Below are 21,627 nucleotides of genomic sequence, written 5' to 3' on the forward strand. Positions count from 1 at the left end.
GAAAGCAGCGTTATCGGTCCGATGGACCTCATGCGTGCAATGACGCCTGTGCCGCCGACAGCGACGCTATGAATCGCGTGTTGCGGCGGCATGGCGCACCCGTCACGAATAATTTCGGAACTTGTAGCGAAATCGATTGGTCACCCTCTGTCCCGAAATCACCGCCTCAATCGGCCCTCTTCACCCCCACGGACAGGTCGTTGTCGACCGTGTAATAGGGGCGCAGCGTGGCACCCTCGACGGTGACCGGCGGGTAGACGAAAACCTCCTTGCGGTCGGCCACGTCGTCGAGGAGGCGGGCGACCCGGATCAGCGGTGCCTGCGCCGCAGGCTGCACGAAGACGTTCCAGACGCCGTTCCCGGTGCCCGTCGCGGCGGCCGGCTCCGTGTGGTCGACCGTGAAGGAGAAGCTTCGGCGGTCGTCGCCGATCTGCGGCTCCAGGGTGTGTACGGCGCCGTCGCCCGCCCGCAGGCGCAGGTGTACGACCGCTTCCGCCCCGAGCGCTGCGCCGTGCAGGCGCGCTGTGACCGTCATCGAGCGGTCCGTGATGTCGATGCCGTCGACCTCGGCGTGCGCCGGGCGCAGCCAGGCCCGTATCGCGAGATGGCCGTCCTTGGTGACGTAGGGAGTCCGCACGGCCAGTGGTGACGGCCAGTCACGGAGGTGGCCGTCGACGAGGGCCCGCAGATCGCGCAGACCGGGGCGCAGACGCTGCCGCGGGGACCCCGGTCCTTCCAGCAGGTACACGTCCCACCGGCCCTCCTCGAGCACGGGCCGTCCGCCCAGGACGGTGCGTCCACCGCCGTGGTCGGCGGGCTCCAGGTCCAGGACGTGGACGGCCCGCTCCGGCAGGCCCCTCTTCGGGCGCAGCCGCAGCAGCAACTGCTGCCCTTCGGCCGACGGCCGCGGCAGGTCGAAGGTGATCCGGCCGTCCGTGTCGACCGCGCAGCCGACGCGTGGTTCCGCACTCATCGCTGCCCCCTCCGTACCGTCCGCCGCACGGTGCCGGCCGCGGTGACCGCGGCGTCGCGGGCCGCGAAGCCCTGACTGACCAGCATGTGGTGTACGCGGGAGCGTGCTCCTGCGACCCGTCGGCCCGCCCTCCTCGCCGAGACCGCCTCGGTCAGCAGGTCCTCGGCCTGCTCGACCACCGGGCCGGGAGCGAACCGCTGTGCGTTCTCCAGGGCCGCACGGCCCGTACGGCGGCGCCGCTCGTCGTCACGCACCAGCTCCAGCAGGGCCGCACCCAGCGCCTCGCGGTCCCCGACGGGCACCAGCCGGCCGTCGACCCCGTCCTCGATGATCTCGCCGGGTCCGTGCGGGCAGTCGGTGCTCACGACCGGCAGGCCGCAGCGCATGGCCTCGACGATCGTCATGCCGAACGGCTCGAAGTTGGAGGCGGCCGCACCGATCGAGCCCTTGACCCACTCCGCCTCCATGGGGGCGGCCGCGCCCATCAGGAACACGTTGTTGGACAGACCGAGTTCCGCGACGAGGTGCCGCAGCCGGTCGTGTTCCTCGCCCTTGCCGTAGATGCGCAGCTGCCAGTCCGGGTGTGCGGCGGCGACCACGGCGAAGGCCTCGATCAGCAGGTCGTAGCGCTTCACCGCGACCAGCCGGCCGGCCGCGACCACCACCTTCGCGGTGCCGTCCGCGGCCGGCAGCACGGGGTCCGGCACGCTGTTCGGCAGCGCCTCCACCCGTACGCCGGGCAGTCGCATCTTGCGCCGGTAGGCGGCGGCGTCCGCCTCGGTCACCGTGGTGACCACGTCGAGCCGGCGGTAGGCCCGGCGCAGCGCGCGGCGCAGCCGGGGCGAGTGGTTGTCCAGGGTGAGGTGCTCCTGCCCGATCCGCGCCACGTGCCGCGGAGTCTGCAGCGCGAGGTGCACATTGAGCCCCGGGCGGGTCCCGATCACCACGTCGGCGTCGATCGCGGCGAGGCACTCGCCGATCCGCCGGTCGGTCAACTCGCTGTACTGCCTGTACCGGTACTCGGCGCGCGGGAACACCCTCGCCGGTCTGCGATGTAACGCATGCTCCTTCTCATGTCTGAGGTCCACCAACGGCCGTAGCCTCACCCGCGGGTCCAGGGTGAAGTTCGGGCGTTCCCGGTGCCGCAGCACGGAGACGATCTCCACCTCGTGCCGCTCGGCCAGGGCCTGGGCCAGGTTGTACGTGGTGGTGATCGTGCCTCCGATCCCGTAGGCGTTGTGGAGCAGGAAAGAGATCTTCATGGTGGACTGGACCACAGCAACTCCCATACGGTTGCTGTCTGTTACCACTTCGTAGTGCTCACCGATCCGTGCCGTCTACCCGATGTTCACCACGCGCGCCCAGGCGGGCGGCGAGTCCGGCACGTAGTCGGGATTCTCCTCGTCCCAGCTCGACCCCTGCCGAGGGAACAGGCCCACCACCGTCCGGCACGCCGGTCGTGCGTCCGGCCACGGCGTCTGACCGTCGGTCAGCACCACTACGACATCAGGGCGCGGCCGCGATCGCAGCGCCTTGGCGAAACCCGTGCGCAGATCCGTACCGCCACCGCCCATCAGCGGTATCCCCTCGGCACGGCACAGCGGGTGGGCGATCCGGGCCGCCGCGTCGCACGGCACCACGGTGACCAGGTCGCGGCGGCCGCCCACCGCACGGGAGATCGCGGCAACTTCCAGGAGCGCGCTGCCCAGTTCGGTGTCGCTGACCGACGCCGACGTGTCGATGATCACCGAGACCCGGGGCGGTCTGCGCCGCAGGCTCGGCAGTACGACACCGGGCGTGCCGGCCGAGCGCCGCGAGGGCCGGCCGTAGCTGTAGTCCTCGCCCGCACCCGGACCGGAGGCCGCGGAGCGGACCGCCGCGCCCAGCAACTCCCGCCACGGCTGCGGCGGATGGAACGCCTCCTCGGCCCACCGCCGCCACCCCTCCGGTGCGTTTCCCGGACGGCCCTTGAGTCCCTGAGCCACCCGGAAGCGCACCGCGTCCCGTTCCTGCGCGCTCAGGCCGTGCGCACCGTCCGGACCCAACTCCCAGTCCCGGTCCAGTCCGTCGGCACCACTGCCGCAGTCCAGCCAGGCCATGTCCTGCGTACGCGCACCGAGCGTGAACTGACGCAGATAGTCCTCCATGAGCTGCCCCGTGGACAGCCCCAAGGTCATCGGGAGCACCGCGCCCTTGGGCTGGACCAACCCGTTGCCGTAGACGTCGTCGTTGATCTCGCAGTCCGCGGCGATGTTCATCCGCAGCCGCTCCCCGGGACCGGTCAGCCCACGCTCCCGGGCGAGGCGGTCACTGCGCCCGTGGTGGTCGCGCAACAGGTGCGACACCTCGTGCACCCATACGTCCGCCAGGTCCTCCACGGTCATCCGGTCCACGAACGCCGGGGAGACGTAGCACCGCCAGTGCCGGTCCACGCCCATCGTCGGCACCTGCCGCGACTCGACGGTGTGCAGGGCGAACAGCGCGGTCGCCAGATAGGGCCTGGCGCGGGCGGCGTGCAGCCGGGCGGCGAAGAGCTTGTCGAGGTCCAGTGCCCCCGGTGCGTCCGTGCTCATCGGCCTGCCTTCGCGCCGACCGCGGTCCGGGCCGCCGCCCGGTCCGCCCGCCGGGACAGGGACACCGCTCCGGCGAGCTTCTCGATCGACGCCGGTACGTCCCAGGCCTCGCAGCGCAGTGCGGCGAGCGTCGTCGCGGGGACCACCACCAGGTCCGGCGCTCCCGTCTCCATCGCATGGACCAGCAGCTCCCAGGCCGCGTCCCAGCGTGCCTTGGTGGGGCGATTGCGGACCGCGGCCACCACACCGTCGAGCACTGCCTGGCGCAGATCGCCCCGCTCGGGCAGGTCGGCACCCGCCGGGTCGGCGAGCAGCACCTCGGGGTCCGGCAGGTCCATCCGGTCCATACTGGCCAGCAGTTCCAGTCCTGGACCGTCGCCCACGGTGCCCCGCACCAGCAGGGAGAGCACGTCCCGGGAAGAGCCGGCCGCGGTCGCGAAGGCGATCAGGCACAGGGTCATCTCCCAGCTCCGGGGCGACGGCCAGGGGCCGCCACGGCGCGTTTCATTGCTGGGCAGTTGGTGCACGAGCTTGGGGCGCGCGGTGAGCAGCCCGCACACCGCGCGGCGGGCGAAGTCCACCGCCTCCGACAGTTTCTGCGGGGAGAGCCGCGGCAGGGTGGCCCGGGGCCAGGTCCCACCGAGGCCGCGTACGACGACCTCGTGGTCGTGGATCCACTGAAGGTGCACGAACCGGTTGGCCAGCGGAGGGCTCAGCTCCCAGCCGTCGGCGGCCGAGGACCGCGGATTGGCGGCGGCCACGATCCGTACTCCGGGCGGCAGTTGAAGGGCGCCGATCCGCCGTTCCAGCACGAGGCGCAGCAGGGCGGCCTGCACCGCCGGCGGCGCGGTCGACAGCTCGTCCAGGAACAGCAGCCCCCGGCCGGCCCGCACCAGGCGAACCGCCCAGTCCGGCGGGGCCATCGGGACCCCCTGCTCCGCGGGATCGTCGCCGACGATGGGCAGCCCCGAGAAGTCGGACGGCTCGTGCACGCTGGCGATCACCGTGGTCAGCGGAAGGTCCAGGGCGGTGGCGAGCTGGGTCAGGGCAGCGGTCTTGCCGATCCCCGGTTCCCCCCACAGCAGCACGGGCAGATCGGCGGCCACGGCGAGCGTCAGGGCCTCGAGCTGGATGTCGGGGCGGGGCTCGGTGGTCGCGTCGCGCAGCAGGGTCAACAACTCGCCGGCGACGTCGAGTTGGGAGGCAGGGGACGGGGCGGAAGGGGCGGATGGCGCGGAAGGAGTGGAGGGGGCCGAAGGAGTTGAAGGGGTGTCGATGGCAGCGAACGGGGTGTCTACAGACATGTTTGATCACCTTTGAGTTCGGGGTGAGCCGAGTGAGATGGGTGTGAGGAGAGCGGAAGGGAAGGCGACGGGTCTGAGGAGAGTGGGAGGGAAGGCGAGGGCTCTCAGGGAAGAGGAAACGGGGCGCGACAGGTCCGACGACCGGAAGGCCCAGGTCAGCGGAGGCTGGAGCGGCGCGGGCGCGGGTGGTGGTCACGGGGGCGGCGACGGTCCCCGGGGCGAATGCGGACAGGTGCGCGGCCGGGGCCGATCAGGCCCGCCCTGAACAGGCCGTAGGTGATGCGTCGTTGTGCGGCCGCTTCCAGTTCGTCCCGCAGCGGGCCGTCACGCAGCAGTGCGTCGGGGCCGAGCAGGCCCTCGACGACGGCCAGTGCGCCGGCGATGTCGCCGTGGTCCAGGCGTTCGCGGACACCCGTGAGACAGTCCGGACGACGGTGCGCCTCGTCGATCGCCCGCAGACAGGGCAGCGGAGTGCCGGTCAGCGCGACCAGCAGCTCCTCCCGCCGGATCTCGGCCGGGTCGTGGTCCAGCGCGGACAGCACCCCGTCGACCAGACCGATCCGGTGCAGGGCCCCACGGCAGTCCACGAGGCGTGGATGTCCTGCCCGGTCAGGAGAACGGGACACGACGGTCGGCGACCGGTCCGGTACGAGGGCCGAGGCGACCAGCGGATGGAGCCGGCCGGCCTCGAGCGCACCGGTGCGGAGCAGCTCCAGGTCGGGTGGTATCCAGGTCGCCGCATCGGGGAGAACCGGCAGTGAGGAGCCGCTGCCGTGCATGGACGCCGTGGTGAGCCGCACCGCCGGTGGCCCCATGCCGTGCGTGCCCTCGGGCAGGTCCAGGACCAGTCGATGCCGGCCGCCGAGCCGCACGAGGACGGAACCGCGGGACCCGTTCCGCCCCTCGGCGCGGAGCAGAATCCCTGCCTCGGCCGTCCATCGGTCGACGGCGCAGCGGCCCACGTGCGGCACCGTTGTCCCCGTCAACTCCCCGTCCAGGACAGGGCTGTTGTCGGTGGTGGGCCGATCGGCGCCGGACCGGATCCGCAGCTCGTCGGCCCTGCTCGCATCCCACAGGTGCCGGTGCAGGTCGAGGCGGAACCGCCGGCTGGGATGGGGATGCGGATGGCGGCGGACGCCGGCCTCGGAGTGGGAACCGTCCCACAGCGCGAGGCTGATCCGTTGCCCGGCATCCGCCCAGGCCGGCGGAGTCCGGACCACGAGGTGCACCGGATACACCCCGTCGGGCCCCGCGACGTCGTACCGGGCCAGCGCAAGGGTCAGCCCCGGGCGCAGCAGCCCGTCGGGAGCGATCCTCGGCAGGTGCCAGCGCAGCAGGTCGGGAGCCAACAGGCGGAGATCGGCCCGGACTTGGGCCGCGAGTTCCCGGCCGTGAGCGCACGCCACGGAACGCAGACCGAGATCGACATCGATGGCTGCGGCGGCGCACGCCCCCGCCCAGTCGCCGACGAGTCGGCGGGCGGTCGCAGTCTCGATCATGGAGGGCGGCACGGCGAACTCGCGCACGCGCGGCCAGTAGGAAAGGCGGGAATCCCCATTCGCGGTCCGAGTGAGCATCAGCACTCACCTTGCGCGGACGGGACCCCCAATCTGCCAACTGAGTGAGTCATCATCGCGGGGATCGTATCGTTCCCCGTCTCGATCGGCCAGGGAATTCCGGCGGGGCACCACCCGGGCCCGGAGGGCGGGCACGGCGGGTGGTTCCCGTCGGATCAGGACGTGGTCTCCGCGCGGGCGAGCAGGTCCAGCGCGATGTCGGTGATCATGTCCTCCTGGCCGCCGACCATGCCCCGCCGGCCGACCTCGACCAGGATGGTGCGGGTGTCGAGGCCGTAGCGGGCGGCGGCGGTCTCGGCGTGGCGCAGGAAGCTGGAGTACACGCCGGCGTAGCCGAGGCTCAAGGTCTCCCGGTCGACCCGTACTTCGCGGTCCTGCAGCGGCCGTACGAGATCGTCGGCGGCGTCCATGAGCGGGAACAGGTCGCAGGCGTGCTTCCAGCCCATGAGGTCGGCGACCGCGATGAACGCCTCCAGCGGGCAGTTGCCCGCGCCCGCGCCCTGGCCCGCGAGGGAGGCGTCGACGCGTACGGCGCCGTTCTCGACGGCGACGACGGTGTTGGCGACGCCGAGGGCGAGGTTGTGGTGGGCGTGGATGCCCAACTCCGTGTCCGGGGACAGGACTTCGCGATACGCGCGGAAGCGGTCGCGGACGCCGTCCATGGTCAGACGGCCGCCGGAGTCGGTGACGTACACGCACTGGGCGCCGTAGGACTCCATCAGTTTGGCCTGACGGGCGAGTTCGGCCGGTTCGGCCATGTGGGACATCATCAGGAAGCCCGCCACGTCCATGCCCAACTCACGGGCTGCGGCGATGTGTTGGGCCGAGATGTCGGCCTCGGTGCAGTGGGTGGCGATGCGGACCGAGCGGATGCCGAGGGCGTGGGCCTGCTTGAGGTCGTGCAGGGTACCGATGCCGGGCAGCAGGAGCGTGGTGGGGATCGCCTGGTGGACAGCCCCGGTGACGGCCTCGATCCACTCCCAGTCGGTGTGGGCACCGACGCCGTAGTTGATGCTGGAGCCGGCCAGGCCGTCGCCGTGGGCGATCTCGATCGCGGTGACGCCGGCCGAGTCGAGGGCGGCGGCGATGGTGCGGGCCTGGTCGACGGTGTAGCGGTGGCGGATGGCGTGCATGCCGTCCCGCAGGGTCACGTCCTGGACGTACAGACGGGTCATCGCGAGGCCACCTCCGTGGCGATGGGGGTCCCCCCGCTCGAGCGAAGCCGAGAGTGGGGGAGGGCGGCCATGCGTTCCGCGGTGCGCAGCGCGGCCGAGGTCATGATGTCGAGGTTTCCGGCGTAGGCCGGGAGGTAGTGGGCGGCGCCCTCGACCTCGAGGAAGACGGACACCTTGAGGGCCTCGTCCGCACCGGGGGCGAGGGTGCGCAGGGGGTCGTCCGCCGCCACGCGCTCGAACTGCACCTTCTGCTTGAGCCGGTAGCCGGGCACATACGCCTGGACGCGGCCGACCATCTCCTCGATCGATGCCGTGACGGTTTCGGTGGCGCAGTCGGAGACCAGGCAGTGCACGGTGTCCCGCATGATCAGCGGGGGTTCGGCCGGGTTCAGGACGATGATCGCCTTGCCGCGGGCGGCACCGCCGACCCGCTCGATGGCCAAGGACGTGGTCTCGGTGAACTCGTCGATGTTCGCCCGGGTGCCGGGGCCCGCGGAGCGGGAGGCGATGGAGGCGATGATCTCGCCGTAGTGGACCGGGGTGACCGCGCCCACCGCCGCGACGATCGGGATGGTGGCCTGGCCGCCGCAGGTGACCATGTTGACGTTGGGGGAGTCGAGGTGTTCGTCGCCGTTGACCGGCGGGACGACGTAGGGGCCCAGGGCGGCCGGGGTGAGGTCGACGAGGGTGCGGCCCAGGGGCCGTAGCACCTCCTCGTGGTGGCGGTGGGCGCCCGCCGAGGTCGCGTCGAAGACGATCTCGACGTCGGCGAACTCGTCCATGGTGACGAGTCCTTCGACGCCCTCGTGGGTGGTGGCGACCTTGAGGCGGCGGGCGCGGCCCAGGCCGTCGGAGTCCGGGTCGATGCCGGCCAACGCGGCGATCTCCAGGCTGTCCGAGAGCCGCAGCACCTTGATCATGAGGTCGGTGCCGATGTTGCCCGAGCCGATGATGGCGACCTTGGTACTCACTGCTGGTCTCCTTCCGTGGCGAACCCGGCCCGTACGGAGCCGAGGCCGGAGATGTGGGCTTCGAAGACGTCTCCCGGTGCGGCGGGGACCATCGGCCCCAGGGCCCCGGTCAGTACGAGGTCGCCCGCGCGCAGCGGGTCGCCCCTTTCCGCGAGGGCCGAGGCCAGCCAGACCGCCGCGTTGAGGGGGCTGCCGAGGCAGTCGGCGCCGGTGCCCTCGGAGACCCGCTCGCCGCCCCGGGTCATGGTCATCGTCACGGTGCGCAGGTCCACGGCGGTGAGCGGTACGGGGGTGGCGCCCAGGACGTACAGACCGCAGGAGGCGTTGTCGGCGACGGTGTCGACGAGGGAGATGTCCCATCCCGCCACCCGGCTGTCGACGATCTCCAGGGCGGGCAGCGCGAAGTCGACCGCGCGCAGCACGTCCACGACGGTGCACGCGCGCTCCGGCAGGTCACGGCCGAGGACGAGGGCGACCTCGGCCTCCACCTTGGGCTGCAGCAGCCGCCCGGCGGCCACCTCGCCTCCGTCGGGCACGGCCATGTCCGCGAACAGCGCACCGAAGTCGGGCTGGTCCACGCCGAGTTGGGACTGTACGGCCGCCGAGGTCAGGCCGATCTTCCGGCCGGCGATCCGGCGTCCGGCGGCCAGGCCGCGCCGCACGCCCAGCTGCTGCACCGCGTAGGCGGCCTCCAGGTCGCCGCCGTCGTCGAACAGCGTCCGCACCGGCGGGCAGGCGGCCCCGGTGCGGACGGCCTCCGCCAGCAGGTCGGCGGCCTTGGCCACGGCCGGTGGAACGGCGTCCGGACGGGCGCCGTCTAGCTCGGTCGACATGGGGTTGCCTCCAAGGAGGGAGAAGCAGCGGGTTGACATCGATATAGACAGGGCCTCCTCAAAGGGACAAACTTTGTTCCGTGACACGGAACAACCAGGGCGGCAGCATGCTGGAAAAGGCCGCCCTGATCCTCGAGAGCTTCAGTCCGAGCGGACGGCCGTACCGCCTGTCGGAACTTTCCGAGCGCACCGGACTGCCCAAGCCGACGGTGCACCGGCTGGCCGCGGACCTCGTCCGGCTCGGCTGGCTGGAACGCTCCGGCCCGCAGTACCGGCTCGGCGCGAAGCTGTTCGAGCTGGGCTCGCTGGTGCCGCACCGGCTGGATCTGCGGGAGACGGCCCTGCCCTTTCTCCAGGACCTGTTCGAGGCCACCCGCGAGACCGTCCACCTCGGGGTGCGCGAGGGCATGGACGTCGTCTACCTCGAACGCATCCACGGCCACGAGGCCCTCCAGCTGCCCTCCCGCATCGGCGGCAGCCTGCCGCTGAGCTGCACCGCGGTAGGCAAGGCGCTGCTGGCGTTCTCCGGCACCGAACTCACCGACGAGGTGCTGTCCCGCCCCCTGCCGAGCCTCACGCCCCACTCGATCACCGACCCGGTACGCCTGCGCATGGCCCTGGAGAAGATCCAGGTGTCCGGCCTCGCTTATGAGGAGCAGGAGGCCGCCCCGGGCGTGAGCTGTATCGCCGCGCCCGTCTTCGCCGGCGGTACCACGGTCGCCGCCCTCTCGGTGGCCGTGCCCCGCGCCCGCTTCAGCCCCGCCCAGCTGGCCCCCGCGGTGCGGACGGCGGCGCTGGGTCTGTCCCGCGTCCTGCGCGGAGCCGGCTGACGGGCCGGTTGCCACGGCGTCCGTGATCGCGGAGGATCTTCTGGCCCGGACCGGCACCCACAGGAGCTGCTCGTGACGTACGACATCACCGCCATCCGCTCCCAGTTCCCCGCCCTGACGGCCGGAACGGCACACTTCGACGGCCCCGGCGGCACCCAGACCCCCCGGCCCGTCATCCGGGCCATCGCCGACGCGCTGTCCAACCCCCTGTCGAACCGGGGCCACATGGTGCCGGGCGAGCGCAACGCCGAAACCATCGTCGCCGAGACCCGTCAGGCCCTGGCCGATCTGCTGGGGGCGCAACCGTCGGGGATCGTGTTCGGCCGCAGTGCCACCCAGCTCGCGTACGACTTCTCCCGCACCCTCGCCAAGACGTGGCAGCCCGGCGACGAGGTCGTCGTCACCCGCCTCGACCACGACGCCAACATCCGCCCCTGGGTGCAGGCCGCCGCCCTGGCCGGTGCCACGGTGCGCTGGGCCGACTTCGACCCCGCCACCGGGGAGTTGACCGACATCCGGTCCGTGCTGTCCGAGCGCACCCGGCTGGTCGCCGTCACCGCCGCCTCCAACCTCATCGGCACGCGTCCCGCGATCACCGAGATCTCTCGCCTGGCGCACGAGGCGGGGGCACTCAGCTACGTCGACGGCGTCCACTACACCGCCCACGCGCTGGTCGACCTGGAACAGCTCGGCGCGGACTTCTTCGTCTGCTCCGCGTACAAGTTCCTCGGCCCGCACCACGGAGTCCTCGCCGCCCGGCCGGAGTTGCTGCACACCCTGCGGCCGGACAAGCTCCTGCCCTCCACCGACGCGGTTCCCGAACGCTTCGAACTGGGCACGCTGCCCTACGAGTTCCTCGCGGGCACCACCGCAGCCGTCGACTTCCTCGCCGGCCTCGACCCGACTGTCACAGGAACGCGACGGCAGCGCCTGATCGGGGCCTTCGCGGCGCTCGAAGCACACGAGGCCGTCCTGCGCACCCAGATCGACAAGGGACTGTCCTCGCTCGACGGCATCACGATCCACTCCCGGGCGGCCGACCGTACCCCCACCCTGCTGCTGACGTTCGAGGACCGCTCCACCACGGACGCCTACCGCTTCCTCGGGGAGCGCGGCGTCCACGCCCCGGCGGGCTCCTTCTACGCCATCGAGGCCTCCCGCAGGCTCGGCCTGGGCGACACCGGCGGCCTCCGCATCGGCCTCGCGCCCTACAGCTGTGCGGAGGACGTCGACCGGCTCCTGGCCGGGCTGTCCGAGTTCCTCACGCTCTGAGCGGCGGGGCCGGACACCTGAACGTGTGGCCGGATTCGTGTGGTTGACTACGGTTGTGCTGCACGAATCGGTCTTCCGAACCCTGGATCTGCCGGTGGGCGACCGCTTCGAGGCCTGGACGGAGCGCATGGGCCGCACCCACGCGCCCATGCAGCTGGCCAGTGACTGCGCGGCGGACTACCGGGGAGAGCAGCGCCTGGTCTGCTTGGGCGATGTGACCGTGTGGCCGGCGACCTTCGACCACCTGGTCTTCCGCCGGACACCCAAGCTCGTCCGGCAGTCCGATCCGGAGGCCTACCACCTCTCCCTGCTGCGGCGCGGAGAAGGAGCGGCCAACTGGGGTCGGCAGCAGATCGCTTACGGAATCGACGACATCCACACCAACTGCTCCTCGCGGTCGTGGGAGGTGTCCACCGGACCCGACCCGGTCACCATGATCGGGATCGAGATACCGCGAGCGCTCGTCGCGCTGCCGGGGCACCGGGCCGACCGGATGATCGGGTCCGGGATATCGGGCCGCGAGGGAGTGGGTGCGCTACTCGCCCAGTTCCTGGTGCAGTTGGTCTCCGACACCCGGCCCTACCAGCCCCTGGACGCGCCCCGGTTGGGAACCGTCGTCGCCGATCTGGTGACCGCGGTCTTCGCCCACGCGCTGGACGCCGACCGCCAGTTGCCGCCCGAGACCCGCGCCCGGACGCTGACCCTGCGTATCAAGTCGTTCATCCGCCGGCACCTCGGTGACCCCGAGCTCACCCCCGCCCGGATCGCCGCCGCGCACCACATCTCACGCAGCTACCTGTACCGCCTGTTCCAGGCCGAGGGCACCACCGTGGCCACGTACATCCGCGAGGAACGGCTGAAGAACGCCAGCCGCGATCTCGCCGACCCGGCCCTGGGCGCGCTGCCGATCCATGCCGTCGCCGCCCGGTGGGGCTTCCCCCGTGCCGCCGAGTTCACGCGGGCCTTCCGCTCGGCGCACGGCGTTCCGCCGCGGGAGTTCCGCGAACTGGCGTCGGCCGTGGATCGCGGTGAGGCGCGGCGCAGGCGTGGACTCTCGGCCAACTGAAGGCGTGGACTCTCCGCCAAGTAGGTGTGGACTGGCCGCCAACGACACGGCGGCAACCACCTGTGCATTCTTGTGATCACCGCGAGAGAAGTACGAGCGGATCGGGCGGGGCCAGGACTGCGGGGGAGTCCTGGCCCCGCCGTTGCGTTAGAGTCGGTCAGTGTTTGAAGAGTCAAACATGAATCGAGGCCGGTTCTCATGCACGTCGTCATCAGTGGTTCCACCGGATTGATCGGCGGCGCACTCGCCGCGTCGCTGCTTGCCGACGGTCACCGGGTGACCCGGTTGGTCCGGCGGGAGCCGCAAGCGCGGGCCGACGGAAGCGTCGAGGCGCGCTGGGACCCGCGGGCGGGCGCGGTCGATCCGGCAGTGCTCGACGGCGCGGACGCGGTGGTCGGGCTGGCCGGGGCCGGGGTCGGCGACCGCCGGTGGACCGCCGCGTACAAAAGGGAGATCCGCGAGAGCCGGGTGCGCGGGACCGGCGCCCTGGCCGCGGCGATCGGTGGCTGTGAGAAGCCGCCGGCGGTGTTCGTGTCGGGCTCCGCCGTCGGGTACTACGGCGAGACCGGGCAGACCGTGGTGGACGAGTCGGCCGCCCGCGGGGACGACTTCCTGGCCGGCGTGTGCCGGGACTGGGAAGACGCCGCCGAGGGTGCCCGAGCAGCCGGTACGAGGGTCGTCACCACCCGCTTCGGGATCGTCGTGTCGGCCGGGGGCGGGGCGATGGGCCGCCTGCTGCCGCTGGCCCGGGCGGGGCTCGGCGGGCGGCTGGGCAGCGGCCGCCAGTACTGGAGTTACATCTCCCTGCCCGACGTGGTCCGCGCCCTGCGGCACCTCATCGACACCGACTCGGTCGGCGGCCCGGTCAACATGACCACCCCGCACCCGGCGACCAACCGGGACGTCACCGCCGCCATCGGCAAGGCCCTGCACCGCCCCACGCTGCTGCCCGTGCCCGGCTTCGCCCTGCGGCTGGTGCTCGGTGAGTTCGCCGACGGCATCCTGATGAGCCAGCGCGTGGTGCCGGGACGCCTCCTGGAATCGGGCTTCACCTTCGAACACCCCACCTTCGAGGCCGCGTTGAGCTCGGCGGTCCGCTGACGGGCGATCTCGATCTACGGCCCTGATCTACGGCCCCGATGTGCGGCTCAGGCGCGGCTGCCGCCGTCGACGCTGAGGACCGCGCCGGTGACGTAGGAGGCGCGGTCGCTCAGCAGCCAGGCGGCGGCCTCGGCGATCTCGTGCGGGGTGGCGGCCCGGCCCAGCGGGGTCTGCGCAGTCAACTGGTCCACGATTCCTGGTGAGTTGGCCTCCCACTCGTCGATCATCTCGGTGAGCGTCGCGCCGGGCGCGATCGCGTTGACGCGGATGCCCTCGGGGCCGTAGGTGACGGCGGCCGACGCGGTGAGGCTGTTGACCGCCCGCTTCGCCGCGCCGTACACGGGCAGCCACGGGTTGCCCATCAGGCTGCCGACGCTGGAGGTGTTGACGATCGCCCCGCGCCCGGCGGTCGCCCTGATGGCGGCGATCTCGGCACTCATGGCCAGCCACGGGCCCTTGAGATTGACGGCGAGAACACGGTCGAAGTCGGCCTCCGGGAACTGGTCCATCGGGCCGGGCGCCTGGCCCGTCGCGCCGTTGTTGAAGGCGACGTCGAGCCGGCCGTACAGCTCCACGGTCCGGTCGACGGCGGCCCGCACGCTCACCGGGTCGGCCAGGTCGCACAGCACGTACTCCGCGGTGCCCCCGGCCGTGCGGATCTCCTCCGTCACCGCCTTGAGCTGGGTCTCCGTACGGGCCGCGAGGACCACCCGGGCCCCCTCCCGGGCGAACAGCCGCGCCGCGGCGGCGCCGATGCCGCGACCGGCGCCGGTGATGAAGGCGACCTTGTCGGCGAGCAGGCCGGAGGTCGATGCGGACGGGGTCGGTGTGGTGGTGTTCGTATCCATGGCTACGAGCCTCGGCCCGCCCGCCGGGCTCATCCAGGCATCACCGGTACCTGGCTCGGCATCTCGGCCGCCGCGCACACTGGGGAGATGGACCGACGTGAACTGGCCGACTTCCTGCGCAGCCGCCGTGAACGCATCACCCCCGCCGACGTGGGGCTGCCCGCAGGGCCGCGGCGTCGCACGCCGGGGCTGCGGCGTGAGGAGGTCGCGCAGCTCGCGTACATCTCCACGGAGTACTACACGCGACTCGAACAGGCCCGCGGCCCGCACCCCTCCCGCGAGGTGCTGGCCCAACTCGCCCGCGCCCTGCGCCTGTCGGACGCCGAACGCGACCACCTCCACCACCTCGCCGGCGTCCCGCCCGGCCCACGGCCCGGCCCTTCGCGGGAGGTGCGGCAGAGCGTCGTCGACCTGCTGCACCGGCTCCCGGACGCCGCGGCGATCGTGATCTCGGCGACGTACGAGGTCATCGCCTGGAACGAGCTGGCCGCCGCCCTGATGGAGGACTTCTCCGCCCTGTCCCGCCGCGACCGCAACCTCGTGCGGCGCGCCTTCCTCGGGCCGCACCGGCAGGACCGGCGGTTGTACGGCGTCTCGGACGCGGAGGAGTTCGTCCGGTCCTCGGTCCAGCACCTGCGCGCCACCGCAGCCCGCTACCCCGGCGCCCCCGAAGTGACCGCGCTGGTCCAGGAACTCCTCGCCGGCAGCGAGGAGTTCGCCCGGTTGTGGGCCGCCCACGACGTGACCGCCGTGCCCACCCTCTGCAAGACCTTCGACCACCCCCTCGTCGGCCCGGTCACCGTCAACTGCGACGTCCTCGACATCGCCGACCGCGACCAGCGCGTCGTCATCTACACCGCCGCCCCCGGCTCACCCTCCGAGGAGGCACTGCGCCTGCTGTCGGTCGTCGGCACGCAGCGCATGGGAGTGCCCGGGTGACGGCCGCCGGGTGTGGCTGCGCGGCTGCACTGCGTGGAAAATGCGTGGTCGAGCCCGTCGTCCGGCCCTAGTCTCTCCGCTCGTGAACGACAACGGGCTGGACGACACAGCGGCGCATGCGGCGACGGACACGGCGAGCGAACGGGTGCCCTGTCGGCGCGGGAGAAAGATCGCCCTCACCCCGCTCGAGGTCGACGACGCCGAGCGGTTGCAGCGGTGGCGGTCCGAGCCGGTGGCCGCGCACGAGACCGGCGTCTGGCCCCGGTCCCTGTACTGGCTCCGCGAGCGGGTCGAGCGCGACATCGACGACTCGGACCGCGACGACTTCCTGGTGCTGCTCCCCGACGGTACGCCGATCGGCCACGTCGGCCTCGTCGATCAGGACCTGGCCGACGGCACGGCGGAGGTCGTCCTCCTGCTCGCCCCGGAACACCGAGGGTCGGGGCATGGCACGGACGCCCTCGACACGGTGGTCGACCTGGCCTTCGGCGACCTGCCGCTGCACCGCGTCCAGGCGGTCACCCACACGGAGAACACCGCCGCCCTCGCCGTCCTGGCCAAGTCCGGGTTCGTGCGGGAGGGAGTGCGCCGCTCCGCATGTCTGCACCGGGGGCGCCGCTACGACGTGGCCGTGCTGTCGCTGCTGCGTCCCGAATGGGAGGCGCTGGACCGGCCGAGGTCGTGGGAGCTGTGAGAAACGCCCCCCAGCTCGCCCTAACCGAGTTCGGCGGGCGGCCCCAGGCTCTCCAACGCCGTTACCGCCACGTGCAGTTGGGTGCGTTGGGCGCCCGACTCCAGGTCCGTGCCCAGCAGCCGTTCGATGGTGTGCAGGCGCTGGTAGAAGGCCTGCCGGGAGAGGCCGACGTGCTTGGCGGCGATCGACTTGTTGCCGGCCGCGTCGAGGTAGGCGCGCAGGGTGTCGAGCAGGTCGCTGCCGTGCCGCGCGTCGTGCTGTACGAGACGGCCGAGCTGCTGCTCCACATACTTCTGCAGCCGCACGTCGTCGCGCAGGGAGTACAGCAGTTCCGGCAGACCGATGTCGGAGGCGACATGGAACGGGCGGTCCCGCGAGGCCGGACCGATGGCGTCGGCCACCTCCTCCGCCTCCCGGAACGACCGGGTGACCTGGCCGAGTTCGGTGACACCCGGGCCGACCGCGACCACCACGTCCGGCCCGAACGCGGCCCGCAGCTCGCGGGCGATCCGCTCGACCACGGGCTGCCAGGCACTGGCCCGGGCGAGCGCGAGGAGCAGCCCGGACCGCCCTTCCGCCAGGTCTCCCACCAGGGCCTTCACGCCTGACGAGAGCAGTTCCGAGGCGAGGTGATCGGTCAGCGCGACGCCGTCGGCGGAGGGCGCCCCCGGGTGGTCGACGACGACCGGGACGAGACGGTGCCCGGTCGTGGGCAGCCCGAGCGCCTCCGCCCGCAGCCGCGCCTCCGTACGGCTGCGGTAGCGCCAGTGCAGCAGGTCGAGCAGGACGGAGCTGTGCGCTCGCCGGTCCCAGGCGGGGCTTGAGGTGAGCCGCGCCAACGTGAGGGCGGTGGCGGCCTGTTCGAGGATCATCGTGTGCTCCGGACCGAACGGCGGCCCCGCCGCGAGCGGCAGCATGATCAGCCGCCCCCAGCGGCTGCCGCGCTCCTCGACCGGCGCCACCAGCCAGCCCTCGGGGCCGCTGACCGCCGCCCGTTCGGGAGTCTCGGCGGTACGGGAGCGGCGTGGCCAGGCCTCCAGGACCTGCCCGTCGGTGGGGCCGGCGGCCGCCCAGACCACCGCGTGGTGGATCAGGTTCTCCAGCACCACCGGGCAGCCGGCCAGGTCCGCGGCGGTCTGTACGAACTCCTCCGGTTCGCCGCCGCGCAGGGTGAGTGACGTGAACAGCTCGTGCACCTGCTGGGCGCGGCGCAGCAGTTCGCCCTGCGCGTCCAGGATGAGGGCGTGCACGGTCTGGGTCACCTCGATGAACCGCACGCCGCGGGCCAGCACGATCAGCGGGAGATCGCGCTCCCGGCATGCGGTGACGAGTTCCGGGGGTGCCTGCTGGAAGCGGCGGCCCAGTTCGAGGACGAGTCCCGCCACTTCGACGTCCGCCAACTGGTCCACGTAGGCGCGTAGTTGGGTGGGGTCCGAGGGGTGGGGCATGCCGGTGGTGAGTACGAGCTCCCCGCCCTCCAGGAAGGATGCGGGGTCGAGGAGCTCGGTGACGTGTACCCAGCGGACGGTGCGGTTGAGCTGCCCTTCCCCGGCCGCCACGCGGGGCAGGCCGGCGGCGATGACGGGGAGTCGCAGTACGTCTGCGACCGTGAGGAAGGGCATGGGCGTCACTTTGAGGGGTGGGGTGCGCGTGGCGCAAGGAAGGTGTTTCAGGGCCGCCTGGCGATCAGATCTGCAACTGTGGCTATCGGTGACGTTCGCACACGGCCGCCTGCCTCGTGCCTGTCCGCCAGGCGGTACGCCACGTACAGGCCGCGTACACCCAGCCATCGGAACGGTTCCGGCTCCCACGTCCCGGGCCTGTGCCCGGTCCACGGCAGCCGAGTCAGCCGCGACTCCCGCCGCAGCACCAGATCCGTGAGTGTGCGCGCCGCCAGGTTCGTCGAAGTGACCCCGTGCCCGACGTAGCCGCCCGCCCAGCCGAGCCCGGTCCCCCGGTCCAGCCCGACCGTCGCCGACCAGTCACGCGGCACCGCCAGCACCCCGCACCAGGCGTGGTCGACCCGTGCGCCCGTGGTCTGGGGCAGCACCGCGTACAGGGTCGACGTGAGCTCGTGGATCGTCCGGTCGGCCACCCGCCCCCCGTCGTCGGTGCGCGAGCCGAAGCGGTACGGCACTCCGCGTCCGCCGATGGCGATCCGGTCGTCGGGGGTGCGCTGCGCGTACAGATGCCCGTGCGCGGTGTCGCCCAGCGTCTCCCGCCCCGCCCAGCCGATCTCCTCCCACACCTCCGTCGGCAGCGGTTCGGTGACGACCATCGAGCTGTTCATCGGCAGCCAGGCCCGTCGCAGCCCCTTGAGGGACGCCGTGAACCCCTCCGTCGCCCGCAGCACGACCGGCGCACGCACGGTGCCGTGCGCGGTGACCGCCCGACCGGGCTCGATGACGGTCACCGGGGACTTCTCGTACACGCTCACACCGAGCCGCTCGACCGTCTCGGCGAGCCCCCGCACGAGTGCCGCGGGCTGCAGCCGCGCGCAGTGCGGCGTCCAGGCCGCCGCCGTCATCCCGTCGATGCGGATGCGGTCCGCCGCCTCCCCGGGCGTGAGCATCACGGCATCGGCGACGCCCCACTCGTGGTCGGCCTCGGTCTTGTGCCGCAGCCGCGTCGCCTGCGCGGGCGTACGGGCGACCCGCAGTGTTCCGCCCTTCACGATGCCCGCGTCGATGCCCTCGCGCTCGGCGACGGCGATGATCTCGTCCACGGCCTCGTTCATGGCGCGCTGGTAGTCGAGTACGGCGTCCCGGCCGTACCGCTTGGCCAGCCGGTCCCGGGCCCCGGGGACCAGCCCCGAGGCCCAGCCGCCGTTGCGGCCGGAGGCGCCGAAACCGGCGAACTCGGCCTCCAGGACGGTGATCCGCAGCGAGGGGTCGGCCAATTTCAGGTAGTACGCGGTCCACAGTCCGGTCAGGCCCGCGCCCACGATGCACACGTCGGCGTCGCGGTCGCCGGGCAACGCCGGGCGGGGGGTGGGCAGTTCGGTGAACCAGTGGGAGATCCGGCCGTTGACCGGACCGGGCCGGCCGAGCGTGGTCGCGCTCACGGATTCTTCCTTTCGGAGCGGTAGGGCGTGCGGGTGCCGGGAGTTCAGACGCCGAGCAGCGCGGGCAGCTCGGACAGGTCCTTGATCTCCTCGTACGGCTGGAACGCGGTCGAGCCCGGGAAGCCGTACCGGTTGACCCAGATCCGCCGCATGCCCTCGTACCGCTTGGTCGGCATGATGTCGTACTCCCAGCCCTGGGCGGTGTGGATGATGTCCTCGGGGCCGCGGCCGGTCGCCTTCATCAGGTACTCGAAGGCCTGCGGCAGCGGCTTGTAGGCGCCGGCCTGCTCGGCGGTCAGGACGTAGTCCCACTCCACGCCCAACTCCTCGACCGCGTACCGGATCAGGTCGTCCTCGCTGTTGGACAGGATCGCGATGTCGTACTCGCTCTTCAGACGGCGCAGGGCGTCCGGGACCTCGCCGAACGGCTGGAACTTCTTGATGGCCTCGATCAGCGCCTCGCCGTCCTCGTCCCGGTACTCCAGGCCGTGCAGCAGCATGACGTTGCGCAGGGTGCGGCGGACGATCTCGCGGTAAGGGCGGTACTCGTCGACGACGCCCTGGAAGCGCATGACGTACGCGTCGTGGTGGAACTGATCGGCGTCCACGCCGCGTTCGGCCAGTCGGTCCTTGACGATCTCATGGGTGGCGGAGCGGGTGTCGAAGTTGATCAGGGTGCGGTAGCAGTCGAAGCTGACGACCTTGCGCATACGGTGAACTCCTAAGTACAGGACGGGTGTTCAGGAACGGCTGCTGGCTTCCGCCAGGCCCAGGTCCTTGGTCTCGGGGGCGAGGAAGTACGACACGACGAGCCCCGCCAGGGTGATCGCCACCGCGATGCCGAGCGTGCCGCGCACGCCCAGGTCGGCGGCGACGATCGGCAGCAGGAAGGTGGAGGCGGCGGAGCCGACGCGGCTCATGGCGGTGGCGATGCCCACGCCCGTGGCCCGCAGATCGGTCGGGAACAGCTCGCTCGGGTAGACGAACTGCAGCCCGCTGCCGGCCGCCTCGAAGAACTGGAACGCGGCGAACAGGGCCACCACGAGGAACGCCCAGTGCAGGGGCAGCACGGCCAGCGCGATCAGCGAGACGTTGATGCACAGGAAGCTGCTGATCAGCAGCGAGCGGCGGCCGATCCGGTTGACGACCACCAGACCGAGGGCGATACCGGCCACCGCGATGGTGGTGATCAGCGCGCTGGCTCCGTACGTGCTCTCCACGCCGAACGCCGACAGCATCTGCGGCTGGAAGGAACGGACCGCGAAGGCGGGCGCGACCTGACAGATCCAGAAGACGGAACAGAACACGACCGGGACCGTGTAACCGCGTCGGAAGATCTCGACGAGATTTCCGAGCCCGGAGCCGCCGCGCTGGTCCCGACGGGTTTCCGTGAGCAGTTCGGCGGCGTCGACGTCGGGGCCGAGATGCTTGCGTACGACGGCCCGCGCCTCGTCCATCCGGCCGCGCGAGGCCAGCCAGCGCGGCGACTCGGGGATGCCGGCCCGGAAGAAGAGGAAGACCAGCGCCGGCACCACGCCCGAGGCCAGCATCCAGCGCCAGGAGTCCGGCCCGAGACCGGTCAGCGCCCAGCCCACCCAGTAGCTCACGCCGTACCCGACCCACCAGGCCAGCACCAGACCGGACAGGGCCGGGCCGCGCATCCGCCGGGGCACCAGCTCCGTGGTGAGGGCGGAGGCGATCGGATAGTCGGCGCCGATCGCGACACCGATCAGCAGCCGCAGCACCATCAGCTGCCAGGCCTCGGTGACGAAGAACTGCAGCGCCGAGAAGACCACGAACGCGGCCAGGTTGAGGACGTACATCAGATGCCGGCCCACCCGGTCGGTGATCGGCCCGAAGACCGCACCGCCGAGGAACACGCCGACCAGGACGGAGGCGGCGACCAGGCCGGTCCACAGGGTGTCGAGGCCGAGCGCCGGGGTGATCAGGCCGAGGGCCACGCCCATCACGCCGCGCAGATAGCCGTCGCAGAACGGGCCGCCCATGGCGACCGCCATGATCCGGCGATGGAAGGAACTGATGGGCGCGTCGTCGAGCGAGGAGGTCCCGCCGGTGGTGGCGGACGAGGTCACGGACATGCTTGAGGCTCCTGGGGGACGCGGGAGGCGAGGGGACGCGCACCGGCAGGGGGACCGGCGCGGAGGAGGTCGTGTGTCAAGCATTCGCAGGCGTAAGGGCGTACGGCTCTGTACGCGGGGACGGACCGACCGTCATCGGGGTGGCCGGGGAGGCGGTCCGGGTTGGCCATCACCTTGGTTCAGCGCACGGCCACGGTCAATGAACACCGTGTTCGCTCGGGCGACGGCGGGTGGACAGTCTGTTCCGTGGCGGCGGTGTGGTTGACAGAGCGTCCACACCGGGCGGCCCGGAGGAACACGGTGCCTGT

At 71.9% G+C, this 21,627-nt stretch carries 19 protein-coding genes; 6 read left to right on the plus strand and 13 right to left on the minus strand.

The features are described 5' to 3' along the window. Positions 1-166: 166 nt before the first annotated feature. The 8 genes from OG303_RS43350 to OG303_RS43385 all read right to left on the minus strand — a co-directional run bounded on the left by OG303_RS43350 (position 167) and on the right by OG303_RS43385 (position 9,406). A complete protein-coding gene (locus OG303_RS43350; protein ID WP_405875402.1) occupies positions 167-973 on the minus strand; it encodes a hypothetical protein in 807 nt (268 codons plus the stop codon). After that, on the minus strand, positions 970-2,235 hold the full coding sequence (locus OG303_RS43355; protein ID WP_405875403.1) for a glycosyltransferase family 4 protein: 1,266 nt from the start codon (positions 2,233-2,235) through the stop codon (positions 970-972). The genes OG303_RS43350 and OG303_RS43355 overlap by 4 nt, the downstream gene beginning before the upstream one ends. A gap of 75 nt (positions 2,236-2,310) precedes the next feature. Continuing rightward, on the minus strand, positions 2,311-3,546 hold the full coding sequence (locus OG303_RS43360) for a DUF2201 family putative metallopeptidase (protein ID WP_405875404.1): 1,236 nt from the start codon (positions 3,544-3,546) through the stop codon (positions 2,311-2,313). After that, entirely contained in the window at positions 3,543-4,850 is a 1,308-nt protein-coding gene (locus OG303_RS43365; RefSeq protein WP_405875405.1) for an AAA family ATPase, read from the minus strand. Before OG303_RS43365 ends, OG303_RS43360 begins: the two co-directional genes overlap by 4 nt. Positions 4,851-5,005: 155 nt before the next feature. Beyond that, positions 5,006-6,427, minus strand: coding sequence for a hypothetical protein (locus OG303_RS43370; RefSeq protein WP_405875406.1), 1,422 nt, complete (start codon positions 6,425-6,427; stop codon positions 5,006-5,008). Between the two features lie 155 nt (positions 6,428-6,582). Continuing rightward, positions 6,583-7,602 (minus strand): 4-hydroxy-2-oxovalerate aldolase, encoded by a 1,020-nt coding sequence (dmpG, locus tag OG303_RS43375; RefSeq protein ID WP_405875407.1) that lies wholly within the window; start codon positions 7,600-7,602, stop codon positions 6,583-6,585. Further along, positions 7,599-8,573 carry an acetaldehyde dehydrogenase (acetylating) gene (locus OG303_RS43380; protein ID WP_405875408.1) on the minus strand — a complete coding sequence of 325 codons (975 nt, stop codon included), beginning with the start codon at positions 8,571-8,573 and terminating at the stop codon, positions 7,599-7,601. Before OG303_RS43380 ends, dmpG begins: the two co-directional genes overlap by 4 nt. Then, complete coding sequence (locus OG303_RS43385; protein WP_405875409.1) at positions 8,570-9,406, minus strand: 2-keto-4-pentenoate hydratase; 837 nt, start codon at positions 9,404-9,406, stop codon at positions 8,570-8,572. Before OG303_RS43385 ends, OG303_RS43380 begins: the two co-directional genes overlap by 4 nt. Positions 9,407-9,513: 107 nt before the next feature. On the opposite strand from OG303_RS43385, the gene OG303_RS43390 reads away from it, so the two are divergent. The 4 genes from OG303_RS43390 (at position 9,514) to OG303_RS43405 (ending at position 13,675) form a co-directional block, all read left to right on the plus strand. Continuing rightward, entirely contained in the window at positions 9,514-10,236 is a 723-nt protein-coding gene (locus tag OG303_RS43390; protein WP_405877764.1) for an IclR family transcriptional regulator, read from the plus strand. A 72-nt stretch (positions 10,237-10,308) separates the two neighbouring features. Next, positions 10,309-11,508 (plus strand): cysteine desulfurase-like protein, encoded by a 1,200-nt coding sequence (locus OG303_RS43395; protein WP_405875410.1) that lies wholly within the window; start codon positions 10,309-10,311, stop codon positions 11,506-11,508. Positions 11,509-11,563: 55 nt separating this feature from the next. Beyond that, positions 11,564-12,574 (plus strand): helix-turn-helix domain-containing protein, encoded by a 1,011-nt coding sequence (locus OG303_RS43400; RefSeq protein WP_405875411.1) that lies wholly within the window; start codon positions 11,564-11,566, stop codon positions 12,572-12,574. 198 nt (positions 12,575-12,772) lie between these two features. Then, positions 12,773-13,675, plus strand: a complete 903-nt coding sequence (locus tag OG303_RS43405) for a TIGR01777 family oxidoreductase (protein WP_405875412.1) — start codon at positions 12,773-12,775, stop codon at positions 13,673-13,675. 47 nt (positions 13,676-13,722) lie between these two features. Here the strand turns inward: OG303_RS43405 and OG303_RS43410 are convergent, their stop codons facing one another. Then, positions 13,723-14,556, minus strand: a complete 834-nt coding sequence (locus OG303_RS43410) for an SDR family NAD(P)-dependent oxidoreductase (protein ID WP_405875413.1) — start codon at positions 14,554-14,556, stop codon at positions 13,723-13,725. A gap of 54 nt (positions 14,557-14,610) precedes the next feature. Between OG303_RS43410 and OG303_RS43415 the strand changes: the two genes are divergently transcribed. Both OG303_RS43415 and OG303_RS43420 read left to right on the plus strand, forming a co-directional pair. Continuing rightward, positions 14,611-15,462 (plus strand): helix-turn-helix transcriptional regulator, encoded by an 852-nt coding sequence (locus OG303_RS43415; RefSeq protein ID WP_405875414.1) that lies wholly within the window; start codon positions 14,611-14,613, stop codon positions 15,460-15,462. A gap of 82 nt (positions 15,463-15,544) precedes the next feature. Continuing rightward, positions 15,545-16,156 carry a GNAT family N-acetyltransferase gene (locus tag OG303_RS43420; protein ID WP_405875415.1) on the plus strand — a complete coding sequence of 204 codons (612 nt, stop codon included), beginning with the start codon at positions 15,545-15,547 and terminating at the stop codon, positions 16,154-16,156. Between the two features lie 20 nt (positions 16,157-16,176). Here the strand turns inward: OG303_RS43420 and OG303_RS43425 are convergent, their stop codons facing one another. Genes OG303_RS43425 through OG303_RS43440 form a run of 4 tightly spaced genes read right to left on the minus strand, consistent with a single transcriptional unit; the run spans position 16,177 to position 21,319 of the window. Further along, on the minus strand, positions 16,177-17,778 hold the full coding sequence (locus OG303_RS43425) for a PucR family transcriptional regulator (protein WP_405875416.1): 1,602 nt from the start codon (positions 17,776-17,778) through the stop codon (positions 16,177-16,179). Between the two features lie 47 nt (positions 17,779-17,825). Further along, entirely contained in the window at positions 17,826-19,220 is a 1,395-nt protein-coding gene (locus tag OG303_RS43430) for an NAD(P)/FAD-dependent oxidoreductase (protein WP_405875417.1), read from the minus strand. Positions 19,221-19,264: 44 nt separating this feature from the next. Next, complete coding sequence (locus OG303_RS43435; RefSeq protein WP_405875418.1) at positions 19,265-19,930, minus strand: HAD-IA family hydrolase; 666 nt, start codon at positions 19,928-19,930, stop codon at positions 19,265-19,267. Positions 19,931-19,960: 30 nt separating this feature from the next. Beyond that, positions 19,961-21,319: an MFS transporter gene (locus tag OG303_RS43440; protein WP_405875419.1), complete on the minus strand. Its 1,359-nt coding sequence runs from the start codon at positions 21,317-21,319 to the stop codon at positions 19,961-19,963. Positions 21,320-21,627: the final 308 nt, after the last annotated feature.

This window comes from Streptomyces sp. NBC_00005, from assembly GCF_045160215.1.
Taxonomy (GTDB): Bacteria; Actinomycetota; Actinomycetes; order Streptomycetales; family Streptomycetaceae; genus Streptomyces.